Source organism: Cupriavidus sp. HE11 (assembly GCF_056097175.1).
Genome location: NZ_CP184464.1, coordinates 1,118,962 through 1,135,964, shown reverse-complemented (window position 1 = coordinate 1,135,964; position 17,003 = coordinate 1,118,962). Strand labels below are relative to the sequence as shown.

Below are 17,003 nucleotides of genomic sequence, written 5' to 3'. Positions count from 1 at the left end.
CTGAGGTATTGAGGGATTTTCCCCCTCTCCCACTTGTGGGAGAGGGGCGGGAGAGAGGGCAGGCCGTCCACATTGCGACAAGTCGGCAAGCAGAACCTCGATGCCCTCTCCCCCCAACCCCCGTCCCGCAGGGCGGGAGAGGGGAGCAACAACAGCAGAGAGCGCCAGATCAGCGAATGCGCATGCCCGGCACGGCGCCGCTGTGCGGTTCCAGGATGTACAGGCCCGGATTGGCCTTCTCATCCGCGGCCGACGCGGCCAGCACCATGCCTTCGGACATGCCGAACTTCATCTTGCGCGGCGCCAGGTTGGCGACCACCACGGTCAGCTTGCCCACGAGTTGCTCGGGCGTGTAGGCCGACTGGATGCCCGAGAACACGTTGCGCGTCTTGCCTTCGCCCAGGTCCAGCGTCAGCTGCAGCAGCTTGTTCGAGCCTTCCACCTTCTGGCATTCGACGATCTTGGCCACGCGGAGGTCGATCTTCGCGAAGTCGTCAATGGTGATCGTGTCGCCGATCGGCTCGATCGAGGCGGCGGCATCGGCAGCCGGAGCGGCGCCCGAAGCCTGCAGCGATTCCTTGTTGGCGGCCAGCAGCGCGTCGATCTGCTTGGTGTCCACGCGCGTCATCAGGTGCTGGTACGCCTGGATCGGACGGTCGGCGGACAGCTGCTTGTCGATGCCACGCCAGTCGAGCGGCTCGATGTTCAGGAACGACTCCACGCCGGCGGCCATGGTCGGCACCACGGGCTTCAGGTAGACCGTCAGCAGGCGGAACGCCTCGAGCGAGACCGAGCATGCTGCGTGCAGGGCATCGCGCTTGCTTTCGTCCTTTGCCAGTTCCCACGGCTTGTTGGTGTCGACGAACGCGTTCACGGCGTCGGTCAGCTCCATCACCAGGCGCAGCGCCTTGCTGTACTCGCGGCCTTCGTAGAACGCGGCCACCTGCGGCGCGGCCTGGCGCAGCTGCTCCAGCAGCGGGTTGGCCAGCGCGGCCTCGTTGACCTTGCCGTCGAAGCGCTTGACCAGGAAGCCGGCCGCACGGCTGGCAATGTTCACGTACTTGCCGATCAGGTCGCTGTTCACGCGGGCGACGAAGTCGTCCAGGTTCAGGTCCAGGTCTTCCATGCTCGCGTTGAGCTTGGCGGCGAAGTAGTAACGCAGCCATTCCGGGTTCATCCCGGTGTCGATGTAGCTTTGCGCGGTGATGAATGTGCCGCGCGACTTGCTCATCTTGGCGCCGTCTACGGTCAGGAAGCCGTGCGCGAACACGTTGGTCGGGGTGCGATAGCCCGAGAACTTGAGCATCGCGGGCCAGAACAGCGTGTGGAAGTACAGGATGTCCTTGCCGATGAAGTGGTACTGCTCGGCGGTCGAATGCGGGCCAACCCAGGCGTCGAAGTCGATGCCGCGCTTCGCTGCCAGGTTCTTGAAGCTGGCGTAGTAGCCGATCGGGGCGTCCAGCCACACATAGAAGTACTTGCCCGGCGCGCCCGGGATCTCGAAGCCGAAGTAGGGCGCGTCGCGCGAGATATCCCAGTCGGACAGCGTCGAGGCCTCGCCTTCGGCGCCCAGCCATTCCTGCATCTTGTTGCTGGCTTCGGGCTGGGCCAGGTCGGCCACCCATTCGCGCAGGAACGTCTCGCAGCGCGGATCGGACAGCTTGAAGAAGAAATGCGTCGACGACTTGCGTACCGGCGTGGCGCCCGACACCACCGAGTACGGGTTCTTCAGGTCGGTGGGCACGTACGTGGTGCCGCATACTTCACACGAATCGCCGTACTGGTCCTTGGCGCCGCACTTCGGGCACTCGCCCTTGATGAAGCGGTCCGGCAGGAACATGTTCTTGACCGGGTCGAAGAACTGCTCGACATCGCGCTCGGCGATCAGGTCCTGGCCTTTCAGCGACAGGTAGATCTTCTCGCAGAGTTCGCGGTTTTCCTCGGCGTCGGTGCTGTAGTAGTTGTCGAACGACACCAGGAAGCTGTCGAAATCGCGCTTGTGTTCGGTCCAGACGCGGTCGATCAGCTGCTTGGGCGTGATGCCTTCCTTTTCCGCACGCAGCATGACCGGGGTGCCATGGGTGTCGTCGGCGCCGACGTAGTAGACCTCGTTGCCCATCATGCGCTGGAAGCGCACCCAGATGTCGGTCTGGATGTACTCCACCAGGTGGCCGATATGGATCTGGCCGTTGGCGTACGGCAGGGCAGAGGTAACGAGAATGCGGCGTGCGGTCATGAAAAGAGCCGTTCAGTGGGTGTCGATGCGCGCCCGGCGGCTGCCGGACGAAGGAACCGGCTATTTTAGCAACTGCCCGCGCAGATTGCTCGGATTGGCGTCGAACGCGGCACAATCGGCGCCCAATATCGCTGAATTGGCAGGCCAAATGCCGCATCGGCAATCAAACGGGCAAAAAAAAGCGCCGGTTAGTCACCGGCGCAGCTTTCCACAACGGAAAAGGAGGAGAAATCAGGTACCGCCCGGGAGGTCAGCCACCCATCGCGAGCCAGCAACGGTGGCAAGCGGTACCTGAACTCTATGACTGGTCACCCCGAAATTGGTTTCAAGAAAATTTCGACGCGACGATTTTGTGCCCGTCCGGCCTCGGTAGCGTTGTCCGCCACGGGCTGGGTCTGGCCCCGTCCTTCGGCCGTCAGGCGGTTGCGGGTCACGCCGTGGTCACCCAGATAGGCAGCCACGCTCTGGGCGCGGCGCTGCGACAGCTGCATGTTGTAGCTCGGGTTGCCGGTGCTGTCGGTATGGCCCACGACGTTGGCGGTCACGTCCTGGTGCTGGCTCAGCGTCTGCGAGACCTGGTCCAACACGTTGCGGAACGACGGCTTGATCGTGGCGCTGTCGGTATCGAACGTCACCTGGCTCGGGATATTGACCTTCAGCGAGCCGTCCGGCTGCTCGGTGATCTGCGTGCCGGTGCCGGCGGTGTCCTTGTTCAGCTTGCCGCGGATGGCATTCCAGTTGTAACCGGTAGCGCCGCCCAGCGCGCCGCCCACGGCAGCGCCGACCAGCGTGCCCGTGGTGTTGCCGCCGATCAGGTTGCCCAGCCCAGCCCCCACGGCCGCGCCTACGCCGGTGCCGACCGCGGTATGGGTCTGCTGTTCGGTGGCGCACCCTGCCAGGGCCGCAGCGGCGACGATCGAGACGGTAACGAGCTTGAGGTTCATGCTTTCTCCTTCTGGTGATACCCGTAAATGTTTGGCCAACGCCATGTCGCATGGTAACGCCTGCCGCCAGGGGGCGGCCGGGGCGCGACAAGTTTCAACATGCGTATGAAAACGCTCAGGGTCTTCCACGCGCTGACGCACATGGCCGGAGCGCCGCTAGGCCGGCGCACTACAATAGGCAGATGGCGCCAGCCGCACAAGCCCAGGAGTGTGAGAGATGTAAATGTCTGTAAATCCACACTTAACCAAGGGTTAAATCAGAAGGCGTGCCACGGTCTGCGCGGACCTGCTACCGTGGCCCCTGCCGGATGGCGTTCTTTTGCTACATTACGCGCCTCGCATCCCCCACTATTTCATTCCAAGAGCGGAGTCTGTCTTGAGCCTCACCATTGAACAGGTAACCGAAGTCCTGCGTACGGTCATCGATCCCAACACGGGCAAGGACCTCGTCTCCACGCGGTCGGCGCGCAACGTGCGGGTCGACGGCAGCAACGTGTCCGTGGAGGTGGAGCTTGGCTATCCGGGCAAGAGCCAGTTCGACCTGATCCGCAACCTTGTGACCGATGCCGTGCGCAAGCTGGATGCCGCGGCCAATGTCAGCGTGGCGGTGTCGATGAAGATCGTCGCCCACGCGGTGCAGCGCGGCGTGAAGCTGCTGCCCGGCGTGCGCAACGTGATTGCCGTGGCATCGGGCAAGGGCGGCGTGGGCAAGTCCACGACGGCCGTGAACCTGGCCCTGGCCCTGGCCGCCGAGGGCGCGCGCGTGGGCATGCTGGATGCCGATATCTATGGCCCGAGCCTGCCGATGATGCTGGGCATCAGCGGCCGCCCCGAATCCACCGACGGCCAGACCATGATGCCGCTGCAGGGCCACGGCCTGCAGGCCAATTCCATCGGCTTCCTGATCGAACAGGACAATCCGATGGTCTGGCGCGGCCCGATGGTGACCTCCGCGCTGGAGCAACTGCTGCGCCAGACCAACTGGACTGACCTGGACTACCTGATCGTCGACATGCCGCCGGGCACCGGCGATATCCAGCTGACGCTGTCGCAGAAGGTGCCGGTCACCGGTGCCGTGATCGTGACCACGCCCCAGGACATCGCGCTGCTGGACGCCCGCAAGGGTCTCAAGATGTTCGAGAAGGTCGGCATCCCGATCCTCGGTATCGTCGAGAACATGGCGGTCTACTGCTGCCCGAATTGCGGCCATACGGAACATATCTTCGGTGCCGGCGGCGCCCAGAAAATGAGCAGCGAATACAGCGTGGACGTGCTGGGCAGCCTGCCGCTGAACCTGTCGATCCGCGAACAGGCCGATTCGGGCCGTCCTACCGTGGTAGCCGAGCCCGATGGCGCGATCGCCGAGATCTACCGCGAAGTGGCGCGCAAGGTAGCCATCAAGGTTGCCGACAAGGCGCGCGACATGAGCAACAAGTTCCCGAGCATCGTCGTCCAGAACACCTGACCGCCTGCCGGACAGCCAAAAATGGGAGGCTGTCCGACATTGTCGTGCCGGGCGCCTGTCCTACAATCCACACGGCAGGCGTCGACGTTCACGCGCGGGCATCGCGCATACAAGCAAGAAGAGGAGGAACGGCATGAAACGTGTACTTTTCGGATTGACGGTGGGTGCTGCCGCGTTGCTGGCAGCCGGATGCGCGCAGACGGACAAGAGCCCTTCGGCGGCGCCAACGGCCAGTGCCGCCATGGCCGCCCCGGGTGCCACCCGGGCCGCCGCCCCGCTGGCGCCCAAGAGCGGCACCAATACAGGTGGGCGCGTCACGTTTGAGCAGCAGCCGGGCGGTGGCGTGATGGTGGTGGTGGCGGTAACGGGCCTGCCGCCGGGCACCACGCATGGCTTCCATATCCACGAAAAAGGTGATTGTTCGGCGCCGGACGCCATGAGCGCGGGCGGCCACTTCAACCCGGGCGCCAAGCCGCATGGCCAGATGTCGATGCCTGACCATCATGCCGGCGACATGAACAACCTGACGGCCGACTCCGCCGGCAACGCGCGCGCGCAGTTCGTGATGAGCGACGTGACCGTGGGGGCGGGCCCGAACAGCGTGGTGGGCCGCGCGGTGGTCGTCCACAAGGACCCGGACGACTATCGCACACAGCCCACGGGCAATTCGGGCGGCCGTATCGCTTGCGGCGTGATCGCGGCGACCTGATTGGCGGTACCTGGCTGGCACCTGGCCGCGCGACCTGACCGGCCGCGTGGCCGCGAGGCCGCGTCCACGGGCCCTTTTCCCGCCAGACGGGAGAAGGGCGCCCGGCCTTGACCGCCTGCGCCGGGTCCGTGCCGCGAATGGTTGTACAATGCGCCCCATTCCAGCGGCGCCGGGTATGGCCGGCCAGCCGTCCGACCATCCTGCCACGTCTATATGAGCATCAAATCCGACAAGTGGATCCGCCGCATGGCGGAACAGCACGGCATGATCGAACCGTTCGAGCCCGGCCAGGTGCGGGAGTCGGACGGGCGCAAGATCGTTTCCTATGGCACGTCGAGCTACGGCTACGACATCCGGTGCGCCGACGAATTCAAGATCTTCACGAACATCAACAGCACGATCGTCGATCCGAAGAACTTCGACGAGAAGTCGTTCGTGGACTTCAAGGGTGACGTTTGCATCATCCCGCCGAACTCGTTCGCGCTGGCCCGCACGATGGAGTACTTCCGGATTCCGCGCAGCGTGCTGACCATCTGCCTGGGCAAGAGCACGTACGCGCGCTGCGGCATCATCGTCAACGTGACGCCGTTCGAGCCCGAGTGGGAAGGCTATGTGACGCTGGAGTTCTCGAACACCACGCCGCTGCCCGCCAAGATCTACGCCGGCGAGGGCTGCGCGCAGGTGCTGTTCTTCGAATCGGACGAGGTCTGCGAGACCTCGTATGCGGACCGCGGCGGCAAGTACCAGGGCCAGCACGGTGTCACGCTGCCGAAGACCTGACGGCCTGTCATTTTCCTGCCTCACAATCCCGGCGTGTGAATCGCGCCGGTGGCGCCGCCGGGCTCGACCGCCCGCGGGCCAGACCTGACGAACGAGCCACATGTCGCCGCTGCGGGATCCTCCCGCCGGCCATGTGGCTCAAGTCTTTACAAGCACCCTCATCAAGGATTGCCCGATGAAATTCCGCTTCCCCGTCATCATCATCGATGAAGACTTCCGTTCCGAGAACATTTCCGGCTCGGGCATTCGCGCACTGGCCGAGGCCATCGAGCGCGAGGGCATGGAAGTGATGGGTCTGACCAGCTATGGCGACCTGACATCGTTCGCCCAGCAGGCCAGCCGGGCTTCCACGTTCATCGTGTCGATCGACGACGACGAGTTCGTGCGCGCCGACGACCAGCCCGAAGCCGCCGCCATCGAGAAGCTGCGCGCGTTCGTGAACGAGGTGCGTCGCCGCAATACGGACCTGCCGATTTTCCTGTACGGCGAAACGCGCACTTCGCGTCACATTCCGAACGATATCCTGCGCGAACTGCACGGCTTCATCCACATGTTCGAGGACACCCCCGAATTCGTGGCGCGCCACATCATCCGCGAAGCCAAGGTCTACCTGGACACGCTGGCCCCGCCGTTTTTCAAGGCGCTGATCGACTACGCGCAGGACAGCTCGTACTCGTGGCACTGCCCGGGCCATTCGGGCGGCGTGGCGTTCCTGAAGAGCCCGGTGGGCCAGGTATTCCACCAGTTCTTTGGCGAGAACATGCTGCGCGCCGATGTCTGCAATGCCGTGGAAGAGCTGGGCCAGCTGCTGGACCACACCGGCCCGGTGGCGGCATCGGAGCGCAATGCCGCGCGCATCTTCAACTCGGACCATATGTTCTTCGTGACCAACGGCACGTCGACGTCGAACAAGATGGTATGGCACGCCAACGTGGCCCCGGGCGACATCGTGGTGGTGGACCGCAACTGCCACAAGTCGATCCTGCACGCGATCATGATGACCGGCGCGATCCCGGTGTTCCTGATGCCGACGCGCAACCACTACGGCATCATCGGCCCGATTCCGAAGAGCGAGTTCGATCCGGAGACCATCCGCAAGAAGATCGAGAACCATCCGTTCGCCAGCAAGGCCAAGAACCAGAAGCCGCGCATCCTGACGATCACCCAGGGCACGTACGACGGCGTGCTGTACAACGCCGAGCAGATCAAGGAAATGCTGACGTCGGAAATCGACACGCTGCATTTCGACGAAGCCTGGCTGCCGCACGCCGCGTTCCACGACTTCTATCGCGACATGCATGCGATCGGCCGCGACCGTCCGCGCAGCAAGGACGCGCTGGTGTTTGCCACGCAGTCCACGCACAAGCTGCTGGCCGGCCTGTCGCAGGCATCGCAGATCCTGGTGCAGGATTCCGAGACGCGCAAGCTTGACCGCTACCGCTTCAACGAGGCCTACCTGATGCATACCTCGACGAGCCCGCAGTACTCGATCATTGCTTCGTGCGACGTCGCCGCGGCCATGATGGAAGCGCCGGGCGGCACCGCGCTGGTCGAGGAGAGCATTGCCGAGGCGCTGGACTTCCGCCGCGCCGTGCGCAAGGTCGAAGCCGACTACGACGTCATGAACAATGGCGACTGGTGGTTCAAGGTCTGGGGCCCGGACACGCTGGCCGAGGAAGGCGTGCCCGACCGCGACGAATGGATGCTCCAGGCCAACGAGCGCTGGCACGGCTTCGGCGACCTGGCCGATGGCTTCAACCTGCTGGACCCGATCAAGGCCACGATCATCACCCCGGGCCTGGACGTGGACGGCGAGTTCAGCGAACGCGGCATCCCGGCGGCCATCGTCACCAAGTACCTGGCCGAGCACGGCATCATCATCGAGAAGACGGGCCTGTACTCGTTCTTCATCATGTTCACGATCGGCATTACCAAGGGCCGCTGGAACTCGCTGGTGACCGAGCTGCAGCAGTTCAAGGACGACTACGACCAGAACCAGCCGCTGTGGCGTGTGCTGCCCGAGTTCGTGGGCAAGTACCCGCAGTACGAGCGGATGGGCCTGCGCGACCTGTGCGATGCCATCCACAGCGTGTACAAGGCCAACGACGTGGCCCGCGTGACCACCGAGATGTACCTGTCGGACATGGAGCCGGCGATGAAGCCGTCGGACGCCTGGGCGATGATGGCGCACCGCGAGATCGAGCGCGTGCCCGTGGACGAGCTGGAAGGCCGCGTGACTGCCATCCTGCTGACGCCGTATCCGCCGGGCATCCCGCTGCTGATCCCGGGCGAACGCTTCAACCGCACCATCGTGCAGTACCTGAAGTTCGCGCGCGAGTTCAACAAGCTGTTCCCGGGCTTCGAGACCGATATCCACGGCCTGGTGGAAGACGAGATCGACGGCCAGACGGCGTACTTCGTGGACTGCGTGAAGCAGTAAGGGTTTCGCGCTTCCTCAATGAAAAACCCCCGGACCGCAAGGCCGGGGGTTTTTGTTTGGGCGTGGTCTGTTGGGAGAGGCTTTGCCCTCTCCCCCGCCCCTCTCCCGCAAGCGGGCGAGGGGAGAACACCAGGGGGAACATCAAGGTCTGCCGGTTTGCTCCTACTTGCTCTTCTCGAACTGGAACTGCGGCGCCGCCGGCTCGCTGTCGGTGCTGCTGCCCGGCAGTTCCAGCGTACCCGGCGTCGATGCCCCTCCGCCCGGTTTGCTCTCTTCCCCGCCTAGCGGAATGCTGACTTCGGCGGAATTACTATGCTTGAGCGATCCCTTGTCGAGCAGCCCGGTCACCATGCCCGGCCAGAACATCACCAGCAGCACCATGATGAGCTGCAGGCCGACCCAGGGCAGCGCGCCCCAGTAGATGTCCGAGCTCTTCACTTCCTTCGGCGCGATGCCGCGCAGGTAGAACAGCGCGAAGCCGAACGGCGGATGCATGAACGACGTCTGCATGTTCACGCACAGCATCACCCCGAACCAGACCAGCGCGGCGGTGGCGGCGGCCTCGGGGTTGCCGCCCATCGAATCGGCCACCACGGGCGCCAGGACCTTGACGGCCACCGGGGCAAGCATCGGCACCACGATGAACGCGATCTCGAAGAAGTCCAGGAAGAACGCCAGGAAGAAGATGAACAGGTTCACCACGATCAGGAAGCCGATCCAGCCGCCCGGCAGCGAGGTGAACAGGTGCTCGACCCACGCGCCGCCATCCACGCCCTGGAACACTACCGAAAAGCAGGTGGAACCGATCAGGATGAACACCACCATCGCCGTGATCCGGGCGGTGGACTGGTACGCCTCGACAATCAGCAGGCGCAGTTCGGTCAGCTGTCCGGCGCGGATCAGCAGCCAGAGCACCACCAGGTAGGCCACGGCCAGGGGAATCCGGAACGCATGCGAACCGAACGCGAACACACCCACTGCCGCCGCCACCAGCGTGGCGCCGATGCCGATGCGGTAGATATTGCGGTCGATCCGGTTGAAACCCTTGTCGCGGATCACGGCCAGCACCAGCGCGCCGACGGCGCCCATCGCGCCCGATTCGGTCGGGGTGGCGATGCCCAGCATGATCGTGCCCAGCACCAGGAAGATCAGCACCGCGCAGGGGATGATGCCGCGCAGGCACTTGGCCCACAGCGCCCAGCCGCGCAGCGTGCGGGCTTCGGGCGGCACCGGCGGCAGCCAGTCGGGCTTGATCCGGGTCAGGACGAAGGTGTACAGCGCGAACAGCGCGATCTGCACGACCGAGGGGCCCCAGGCGCCCAGGTACATGCTGCCCACGTCGGCGCTGCCGGCCGGCGTCTTGAGTTGGTCGGCCAGTACCACCAGCACCAGCGACGGCGGCACCAGCTGCGTGATCGTGCCCGATGCGGCCAGCACGCCCGTGGCGTACTTCATGTTGTAGCGGTAGCGCATCATCACGGGCAGCGAGATCATCGCCATGGCAATGACCTGCGCGGCCACCGTGCCGGTGATCGCCCCCAGGATAAAGCCGACGATGATCACCGAGTAGCCCAGGCCGCCCCGCACCGGGCCGAACAGCTGGCCCATCGAGTCGAGCATGTCCTCCGCGAGCCCGCATTTTTCCAGGATCGCGCCCATGAACGTGAAGAACGGGATCGCCAGCAGCAGTTCGTTTGCCAGCACGCTGCCGAACACCCGGCTGGGCACGGCCTGCAGGAACTGCAGCGGGAAGTACCCCCATTCGATGGCCAGGAAGCCGAAGGCGAGGCCCACCGCCGAGAGCGAGAATGCGACCGGGAACCCGATCAGCATGAATACCACCAGGCCGCCGAACATCAGCGGCGGCATATATTCCAATGGAATCATTATTGCACCGGCCTTTCGTATTTTGATTCGATGCGCACCAGGCCCTTCAGGGCGGCAAAGCGCTTGATCAGTTCGGAAATCCCCTGCAGCGTAAGCAGGGCAAAGCCGATGGGCACCACGAGCTTGATCGGGTAACGGGGCAGGCCGCCCGAGTTGCCCGACTGCTCGAGAATGCGCCACGAAGGCAGGAACAGCGATTCCCACGACAACCACGTGAACAGGATCGTGGACGGCAGCAGGAACACGACGATGCCGAAGATGTCGATCCAGTGCTGCGCGCGCTCGGACACGTTGCCGTAGATCAGGTCCACGCGCACGTGCTCATTGCGCTGGAACGTGTACGACGCGCCGAACATCACGGAAATGGCAAACATGTACCACTGCAGTTCCAGCGGCCAGTTGTCGCTAAGGTTGAAGCCGTAACGAAGCAGGGCGTTCCCTGCGCTGATCAGACACGACAGCAGGATCATGATGTTTGCAAGCCTGCCCGTGTGCTGATTCAACCTGTCGATCTGTCGTGACAGACCAAGCAAGTAATTCATGGGTTGTCTCCCCCCGGTTTTATGCGCCGATTAGTGTATCTGTAACAAATTATGTGAGCGCTAGGGGATTGTCCTACCGATGTGGCAATTCGGTGCCAAGCCCCGGAAAACAAACGAAAAACCAAAGAAAAAGCCGCCGGAGCCCGAAGGCCACGGCGGCTTTTTTACGACGCAGGCTTACGTGAAACTTACACGGTCACAGCGCCTTGCGTGCGGCGGCGATGGCGGCGCGGACCTGGTCCGGCGCGGTGCCACCAATATGGTTGCGCGATGCGACCGAGCCTTCCAGCGTCAGCACGGCATGCACGTCGTCGCCGATCAGCGAAGCCTTGTCGCCCAGGCCGGAAACCTGGCGCAGCTCCTCGACCGTCAGGTCGGCCAGGTCGCAATGGCGGTCGTCGCAGGCACGCACGGCGTGGGCCACGGCCTCGTGCGCGTCGCGGAACGGCAGGCCGCGCTTGACCAGGTAGTCGGCCAGGTCGGTGGCGGTGGCGTAGCCCTGCAGCGCGGCGGCGCGCATGTTGTCGGGCTTGACGCTGATGCCCGGCACCATGTCGGCGAAGATGCGCAGCGTGTCCACCACGGTGTCCACCGTGTCGAACAGCGGCTCCTTGTCTTCCTGGTTGTCCTTGTTGTAGGCCAGCGGCTGGCCCTTCATCAGCACCAGCAGGCCGTTCAGGTGGCCGTACACGCGGCCGGTCTTGCCACGCGCCAGTTCGGGCACGTCGGGGTTCTTCTTCTGCGGCATGATCGAGCTGCCCGTGCAGAAGCGGTCGGCGATGTCGATGAAGCCGACGCGCGGGCTCATCCAGATCACCAGTTCCTCGCTGAATCGCGAGATATGGGTCATGACCAGCGACGCGGCGGCCAGGAATTCGATGGCGAAGTCGCGGTCGGACACGGCGTCCAGCGAATTGCGGCACACGCCGTCGAAGCCCAGCTGCTGGGCCACGAATTCGCGGTCGATGGGGTAGCTGGTGCCGGCCAGCGCGGCGGCGCCCAGCGGCAGGCGGTTCACGCGGCGGCGGCAGTCGGCTATGCGCTCGGCGTCGCGCGTGAACATCTCCACGTAGGCCATCAGGTGGTGGCCGAACGTGACCGGCTGTGCTACCTGCAGGTGGGTGAAGCCCGGCAGGATGGTGTCGGCGTTCTTCTCGGCCAGGTCCAGCAGCGCACCGCGCAGGTCGCCCAGCAGGCCGATGATGTTGTCGATCTCGCTGCGCAGCCACAGGCGGATGTCGGTGGCCACCTGGTCGTTACGCGAGCGGCCCGTGTGCAGGCGCTTGCCGGCATCGCCGACCAGCGCGGTCAGGCGCGCTTCGATATTGAGGTGGACGTCTTCCAGGTCGAGCTTCCACTCGAACGCGCCGGACTCGATCTCGCCCCGGATCTGCGTCATGCCGCGCTCGATCTCGGCGCGGTCGGCGTCGGCGATGATGCCCTGCTTCGCCAGCATGGCCGCATGCGCCAGCGAGCCCTGGATGTCGAACAGCGCCAGGCGCTTGTCGAAGAAGACCGACGCGGTGTAACGCTTCACCAGGTCGGACATCGGTTCGGAGAAGCGGGCGGACCAGGCTTCGCCTTTCTTGGCAAGTTGGGAGGTCATGTCAGGGGCAGGGCGGAAAATCGGAAACGGCGATTATATCGCCAGAGGGCAGGGCAAATGCGGGTGGGTGGCTCCCCTCTCCCGCAGCGCGGGAGAGGGGCTGGGGGAGAGGGCAGGCCGCTCAACGTGCGAAGTCGGCAACCGGAACCGCTTTACCCTCTCCCCCGACCCCTCTCCCGCTGGGCGGGAGAGGGGAGAAAAGCGGCGACAACGCAACAAAAATCAGCCGCTATTACGCAACCCCGCCGCCACCCCATTGATCGTCAAGTGAATCCCGCGTCGCACGCGAACGTCGTCGGCGTCCTTGCCGGCGCGGTAGCGCTTGAGCAGTTCCACCTGCAGGTGGTTCAGCGGGTCCAGGTAGGCAAAGCGGTTCTTGATCGAGCGCGCCAGCAGCGGGTTATCGGACAGGCGTTCCGTGCGGCCCGTGATCAGCGACAGCATTTCGCTGGTCAGATGCCACTCGGCGCTGATGCGCGAGAACACGGCCTTGCGCAGCGCCGGGTCGTCGCACAGCCCCGCGTAACGCGACGCCACGGCCAGGTCGGTCTTGGCAAGCACCATGTCCATGTTCGACAGCAGCGTGCGGAAGAACGGCCAGGTCTTGACCATGCGCTTCAGCGTGGCCACGGCCACCTTGCGCGACTTTTCGTCCGGTGCCGCGTCCAGCATGGCCTTGACCGCGCTGCCAAAGCCGTACCAGCCCGGCAGCAGCAGGCGGCACTGGCCCCACGAGAAGCCCCACGGAATCGCGCGCAGATCCTCGATCTTGCGGCTCTTCTTGTCCATCAGCTTGCGCGAGGCCGGCCGCGAACCCAGGTTCAGGTCGGCAATCTCGGTGATCGGCGTGGTCGCGAAGAAATAGTCCTTGAAGCCCGGGGTCTCGTACACCAGGTGCCGGTACGCGCGGAACGCGTGGTCGGACAGCTGCTGCATGACCGCTTCGAACGTGGCGAGCCCGGCCGGCGCGTTCTGCGTGGGCAGCAGCGACGCCTCCAGCGTGGCCGCGATCACCGTTTCCAGGTTGCGCCGGCCGATTTCCGCATTGGCGAACTTGCTATTGATGATTTCGCCCTGCTCGGTCAGGCGGATCTGGCCGTTCACGGTGCCCGGCGGCTGCGACAGGATGGCCTCGTAGGTCGGGCCGCCGCCACGGCCCACGGTGCCGCCGCGGCCGTGGAACAGGCGCAGCTTCACGCGGCGTGCCTCGAACAGCTTCACCAGCGCCAGTTCGGCCTTGTAGAGTTCCCAGTTCGACGTCAGGAAGCCGCCGTCCTTGTTCGAATCCGAATAGCCGAGCATCACTTCCTGCTCGACGCCATGGTGCCTGATCACCGAATCGAAGCCCGGCAGGTCCAGCAGCGATTGCATGATGCCGGCCGCGTTGCGCAAGTCCTCGATGGTTTCGAACAGCGGAATGACCATCAGCTCCATGCGGGCCGGATCGGTCTTGCTGCCCAGCGCGCCGCGCAGCATGCCGGTTTCCTTCTGCAGCAGCATCACCTCCACCAGGTCGGACAGCGTCTCGGTGTGCGAAATGATGTAGTTGCGGGCCACGCGGTTGCCGTAGCGGGCCCGCAGGTCGCGCGCCATGGCGAAGATCGCCAGTTCCTTGCGGGTCTGCTCGGAATAGTCGTGCCATGGCAGCGTCAGCAGGCGCGGCTGGCGCAGTTCGGCCAGCAGCAGTTCCACCTTGCGCTCTTCGGGCAGCCCCGCGTAGTTGGCTTCGATGCCGGCGGCCTTGAACAACTCAGCCACCACGGCTTCGTGCACGTCGGACACCTGGCGCATGTCCACCGACGCCAGATGGAAGCCGAAGATGGCGATGGCGCGCGCCAGCGAGTCGATGCGGCCACGGGCCAGCGCCTGGCCGTGGTGCGAGCGCAGCGAATCGAGCACGACCTGCACGTCGGCGGCGAACGCTTCGGCGTTTTCGTACGGCGCCACGTCGGCCACCGGATGGCGCTGGGCCACATGGCCGGTCAGGCGTTCCGTGGTGGCGGCCAGGCGGGCATAGATGCCAATCAGCGCGCGTCGGTACGGTTCGTCGGCGCGATGCTCGGAATGGTCGGGCGATGCCTCGGCCAGCGCCAGCAGCTCGGGGCTGGCGTCGACCATCAGCGACGACAGCGGCAGCTCGGCGCCCAGCGCATGCACTTCGTCCAGATACCACAGCATGATCAGCGTCGACTGCTGCTGGGCGGCGTGCTCCAGCGTTTCGGCCGTCACGTTCGGATTGCCGTCGCGGTCGCCGCCGATCCACGAACCCATCTGCAGGAACGGCGCCAGCGGCGCGGGTGCCGTGCCGGCCTTGCCGCGGCGCGGGAAGACATCGGCGATATCCTCTTCCATCTCCGCCATCAGGCGCGGGATGCCCTGCAGGAACGTGGTTCGGTAGTAGGAGAGGGCGTTCTCGATCTCGTCCACCACCATCAGCCGCGTGTTGCGCAGCATGCGGGTCTGCCACAGCGTGGTCACGCGGGCGCGCAGCTGTGCGGTGTTGTGGTCGCGCTCGCGCGCCGTCATCGGCAGGTCGCGCTCGGCCAGCAGGCGGGCGATCTCGCGCTCGGCGTCGAGGATCGACTTGCGTTGCACTTCGGTCGGGTGCGCTGTCAGCACGGGCATGATCAGCGCGCCATCCAAAAAGTCGCGCACCTGCTTGCCGGTGACGCCGGCGGCGTCGATGGCCTGCAGCGCGCGAGCCAGGCTGCCCGGTTGAGGCGGCGATCCGGCCAGCGCATGCACGCGGCGGCGGCGGTTGTGGTGCTGGTCCTCGGCGATATTGGCCAGGTGCGAGAAATAGCTGAAGGCGCGTACCACCGAGTTGGTCTGGTCGCGCGACAGCCGCTTCAGCAGGCGGTCCAGCTCGGTGCCGGCCGCACGGTCGTTCTCGCGGCGGAAGCGCACGGCGGTCTGGCGGATCGTCTCGACCAGGTCGAAGGCGGCATCGCCTTCCTGCTCGCGCAGGCATTCGCCGAGCAGGCGGCCCAGGAAGCGGATGTCCTCGCGCAGTGGCAGATCCTTGTCGGCGGTGCGGCGGGCCGGGGCGACGGTAATGCCTTCGGGCGTTACCACGGACAGCGTCGGCTTGGCCGATGCCCTGGCGTTGCGGGTGGGGGATTTCTTGGGGGTGGCGCCCGGGGTGGTGCCATTCACGTCATGCTGGCCTGAGGCTGGCGTAACTGACTTGCGGCCGGTGGAACGGGCACGGCCGGTGGGGCGCGCAGCAGGCTGCGTCATCTACTTATCTCCTCGTCTCACTGCGTTGCTTATATGTATCGAACCCCATACACGTGGCGGGGGATTCGACCGGCATCAATCGCGTGCCGGAAAGTCACTTCGGGTCTGGCAATCTGGCGGTTTTGCGAGGGGGTGCGTGCTAACATGCGCGCATGCAAGCACCCGCCCAACCGTCGTCTTCGTCCGCTGCAGCGTCACGCAGCATGCCACACAAGCTCGTCATCGCCTCGCGCGAAAGCCGGCTGGCGATGTGGCAGGCTGAACATGTGCGTGCTGCGTTGCAACAATACTATCCCCAGTGCGATGTGTCCATTCTCGGCATGACGACAAGGGGTGATCAAATTCTCGACAAGACCTTGTCAAAGGTAGGCGGCAAGGGCCTGTTCGTGAAGGAGCTTGAAGTGGCCATGGCCGAGGGTCGTGCCGACCTGGCCGTGCATTCGCTCAAGGATGTGCCGATGGAGCTGCCCGAGGGGTTTGCGCTGACGGCTGTCATGGAACGCGAGGACCCGCGCGATGCGCTGGTTTCCGCGCAATTCGCCTCGCTCGACGAGATGCCGGCCGGCACTGTGGTCGGCACGTCGAGCCTGCGCCGCGAGGCTGCACTCCGCAGCCGTTATCCGCATCTGGTCATCAAGCCGCTGCGCGGCAATCTCGATACGCGTCTGGGCAAGCTCGACCGCGGCGAGTATGGCGCCATCATCCTTGCCGCAGCAGGTCTGAAGCGCCTGGGCCTGGGCGACCGCATCCGCGCGCTGATCGAGCCCGACAGTTCGCTGCCCGCCGCAGGGCAGGGCGCGCTGGGTATCGAGATCCGCGCCGACCGTCCCGAACTGGTCGAATGGCTGGCGCCGCTCAACCACGTGCCGACGCTGCTGGCGGTGTCGGCCGAACGCGCCGTATCGCGCCGTCTGGGCGGGTCGTGCCAGGTACCGCTGGCCGCGCACGCGCGCTGGCATGACGCCACGCTGCAACTCGACGCCTTTGTCGCGCTGCCCGATGGCACCCGCAACGTGCGCGCCCACGCTACGGCACTGGTGGATTCGTTGCAGGCCGCCGAGCAGCTGGGCGCCGCCGTGGCGGGTGACCTGCTGGGCCAGGGCGCCGATGCCGTGCTGGCTGCGCTGTCGACTGCCGGACCCGCCTGAGGAACG

Annotated in this window: 11 protein-coding genes; 5 read left to right on the top strand and 6 right to left on the bottom strand. The window is 65.1% G+C overall.

What is annotated here, in order from left to right; all coding sequences use genetic code 11:
• Nucleotides 1-169 precede the first annotated feature (169 nt).
• Together metG and ACOABP_RS05285 are read right to left on the bottom strand one after the other, a co-directional pair.
• On the bottom strand, nt 170-2,236 hold the full coding sequence (metG, locus tag ACOABP_RS05290; protein WP_474227273.1) for a methionine--tRNA ligase: 2,067 nt from the start codon (nt 2,234-2,236) through the stop codon (nt 170-172).
• Nucleotides 2,237-2,544: 308 nt separating this feature from the next.
• Nucleotides 2,545-3,180, bottom strand: coding sequence for a YiaD family glycine zipper/OmpA-like lipoprotein (locus ACOABP_RS05285; RefSeq protein WP_474227272.1), 636 nt, complete (start codon nt 3,178-3,180; stop codon nt 2,545-2,547).
• A gap of 376 nt (nt 3,181-3,556) precedes the next feature.
• Between ACOABP_RS05285 and apbC the strand changes: the two genes are divergently transcribed.
• The 4 genes from apbC (at nt 3,557) to ACOABP_RS05265 (ending at nt 8,574) form a co-directional block, all read left to right on the top strand.
• On the top strand, nt 3,557-4,645 hold the full coding sequence (gene apbC / locus ACOABP_RS05280) for an iron-sulfur cluster carrier protein ApbC (RefSeq protein WP_474227271.1): 1,089 nt from the start codon (nt 3,557-3,559) through the stop codon (nt 4,643-4,645).
• 133 nt (nt 4,646-4,778) lie between these two features.
• Nucleotides 4,779-5,354, top strand: a complete 576-nt coding sequence (locus tag ACOABP_RS05275; protein WP_474227270.1) for a superoxide dismutase family protein — start codon at nt 4,779-4,781, stop codon at nt 5,352-5,354.
• A 213-nt stretch (nt 5,355-5,567) separates the two neighbouring features.
• Nucleotides 5,568-6,134 carry a dCTP deaminase gene (gene dcd, locus ACOABP_RS05270; protein WP_066731905.1) on the top strand — a complete coding sequence of 189 codons (567 nt, stop codon included), beginning with the start codon at nt 5,568-5,570 and terminating at the stop codon, nt 6,132-6,134.
• Between the two features lie 175 nt (nt 6,135-6,309).
• The gene (locus tag ACOABP_RS05265) at nt 6,310-8,574 is read left to right on the top strand and encodes an Orn/Lys/Arg family decarboxylase (protein WP_474227269.1); all 2,265 of its coding nucleotides are present in this window, start codon (nt 6,310-6,312) and stop codon (nt 8,572-8,574) included.
• Between the two features lie 162 nt (nt 8,575-8,736).
• On the opposite strand, the gene ACOABP_RS05260 is transcribed toward ACOABP_RS05265, so the two are convergent.
• The 4 genes from ACOABP_RS05260 to ppc all read right to left on the bottom strand — a co-directional run bounded on the left by ACOABP_RS05260 (nt 8,737) and on the right by ppc (nt 15,849).
• Complete coding sequence (locus tag ACOABP_RS05260; RefSeq protein ID WP_474227268.1) at nt 8,737-10,461, bottom strand: TRAP transporter large permease; 1,725 nt, start codon at nt 10,459-10,461, stop codon at nt 8,737-8,739.
• Nucleotides 10,461-11,003, bottom strand: coding sequence for a TRAP transporter small permease subunit (locus ACOABP_RS05255; RefSeq protein ID WP_474227267.1), 543 nt, complete (start codon nt 11,001-11,003; stop codon nt 10,461-10,463). The genes ACOABP_RS05260 and ACOABP_RS05255 overlap by 1 nt, the downstream gene beginning before the upstream one ends.
• A gap of 196 nt (nt 11,004-11,199) precedes the next feature.
• Nucleotides 11,200-12,609: an argininosuccinate lyase gene (argH, locus tag ACOABP_RS05250; protein WP_474227266.1), complete on the bottom strand. Its 1,410-nt coding sequence runs from the start codon at nt 12,607-12,609 to the stop codon at nt 11,200-11,202.
• A gap of 222 nt (nt 12,610-12,831) precedes the next feature.
• Complete coding sequence (gene ppc / locus ACOABP_RS05245) at nt 12,832-15,849, bottom strand: phosphoenolpyruvate carboxylase (protein WP_474227265.1); 3,018 nt, start codon at nt 15,847-15,849, stop codon at nt 12,832-12,834.
• A gap of 152 nt (nt 15,850-16,001) precedes the next feature.
• On the opposite strand from ppc, the gene hemC reads away from it, so the two are divergent.
• The gene (gene hemC / locus ACOABP_RS05240; protein WP_474227264.1) at nt 16,002-16,997 is read left to right on the top strand and encodes a hydroxymethylbilane synthase; all 996 of its coding nucleotides are present in this window, start codon (nt 16,002-16,004) and stop codon (nt 16,995-16,997) included.
• Nucleotides 16,998-17,003 lie beyond the last annotated feature (6 nt).

Coding starts and splice junctions, on each gene's coding strand:
- metG (WP_474227273.1), bottom strand. CDS start 2,236: ATGACCGCACGCCGCATTCTCGTTACCTCTGCCCTGCCGTACGCCAAC.
- ACOABP_RS05285 (WP_474227272.1), bottom strand. CDS start 3,180: ATGAACCTCAAGCTCGTTACCGTCTCGATCGTCGCCGCTGCGGCCCTG.
- ACOABP_RS05275 (WP_474227270.1), top strand. CDS start 4,779: ATGAAACGTGTACTTTTCGGATTGACGGTGGGTGCTGCCGCGTTGCTG.
- dcd (WP_066731905.1), top strand. CDS start 5,568: ATGAGCATCAAATCCGACAAGTGGATCCGCCGCATGGCGGAACAGCAC.
- ACOABP_RS05265 (WP_474227269.1), top strand. CDS start 6,310: ATGAAATTCCGCTTCCCCGTCATCATCATCGATGAAGACTTCCGTTCC.
- ACOABP_RS05260 (WP_474227268.1), bottom strand. CDS start 10,461: ATGATTCCATTGGAATATATGCCGCCGCTGATGTTCGGCGGCCTGGTG.
- ACOABP_RS05255 (WP_474227267.1), bottom strand. CDS start 11,003: ATGAATTACTTGCTTGGTCTGTCACGACAGATCGACAGGTTGAATCAG.
- argH (WP_474227266.1), bottom strand. CDS start 12,609: ATGACCTCCCAACTTGCCAAGAAAGGCGAAGCCTGGTCCGCCCGCTTC.
- ppc (WP_474227265.1), bottom strand. CDS start 15,849: ATGACGCAGCCTGCTGCGCGCCCCACCGGCCGTGCCCGTTCCACCGGC.
- hemC (WP_474227264.1), top strand. CDS start 16,002: ATGCAAGCACCCGCCCAACCGTCGTCTTCGTCCGCTGCAGCGTCACGC.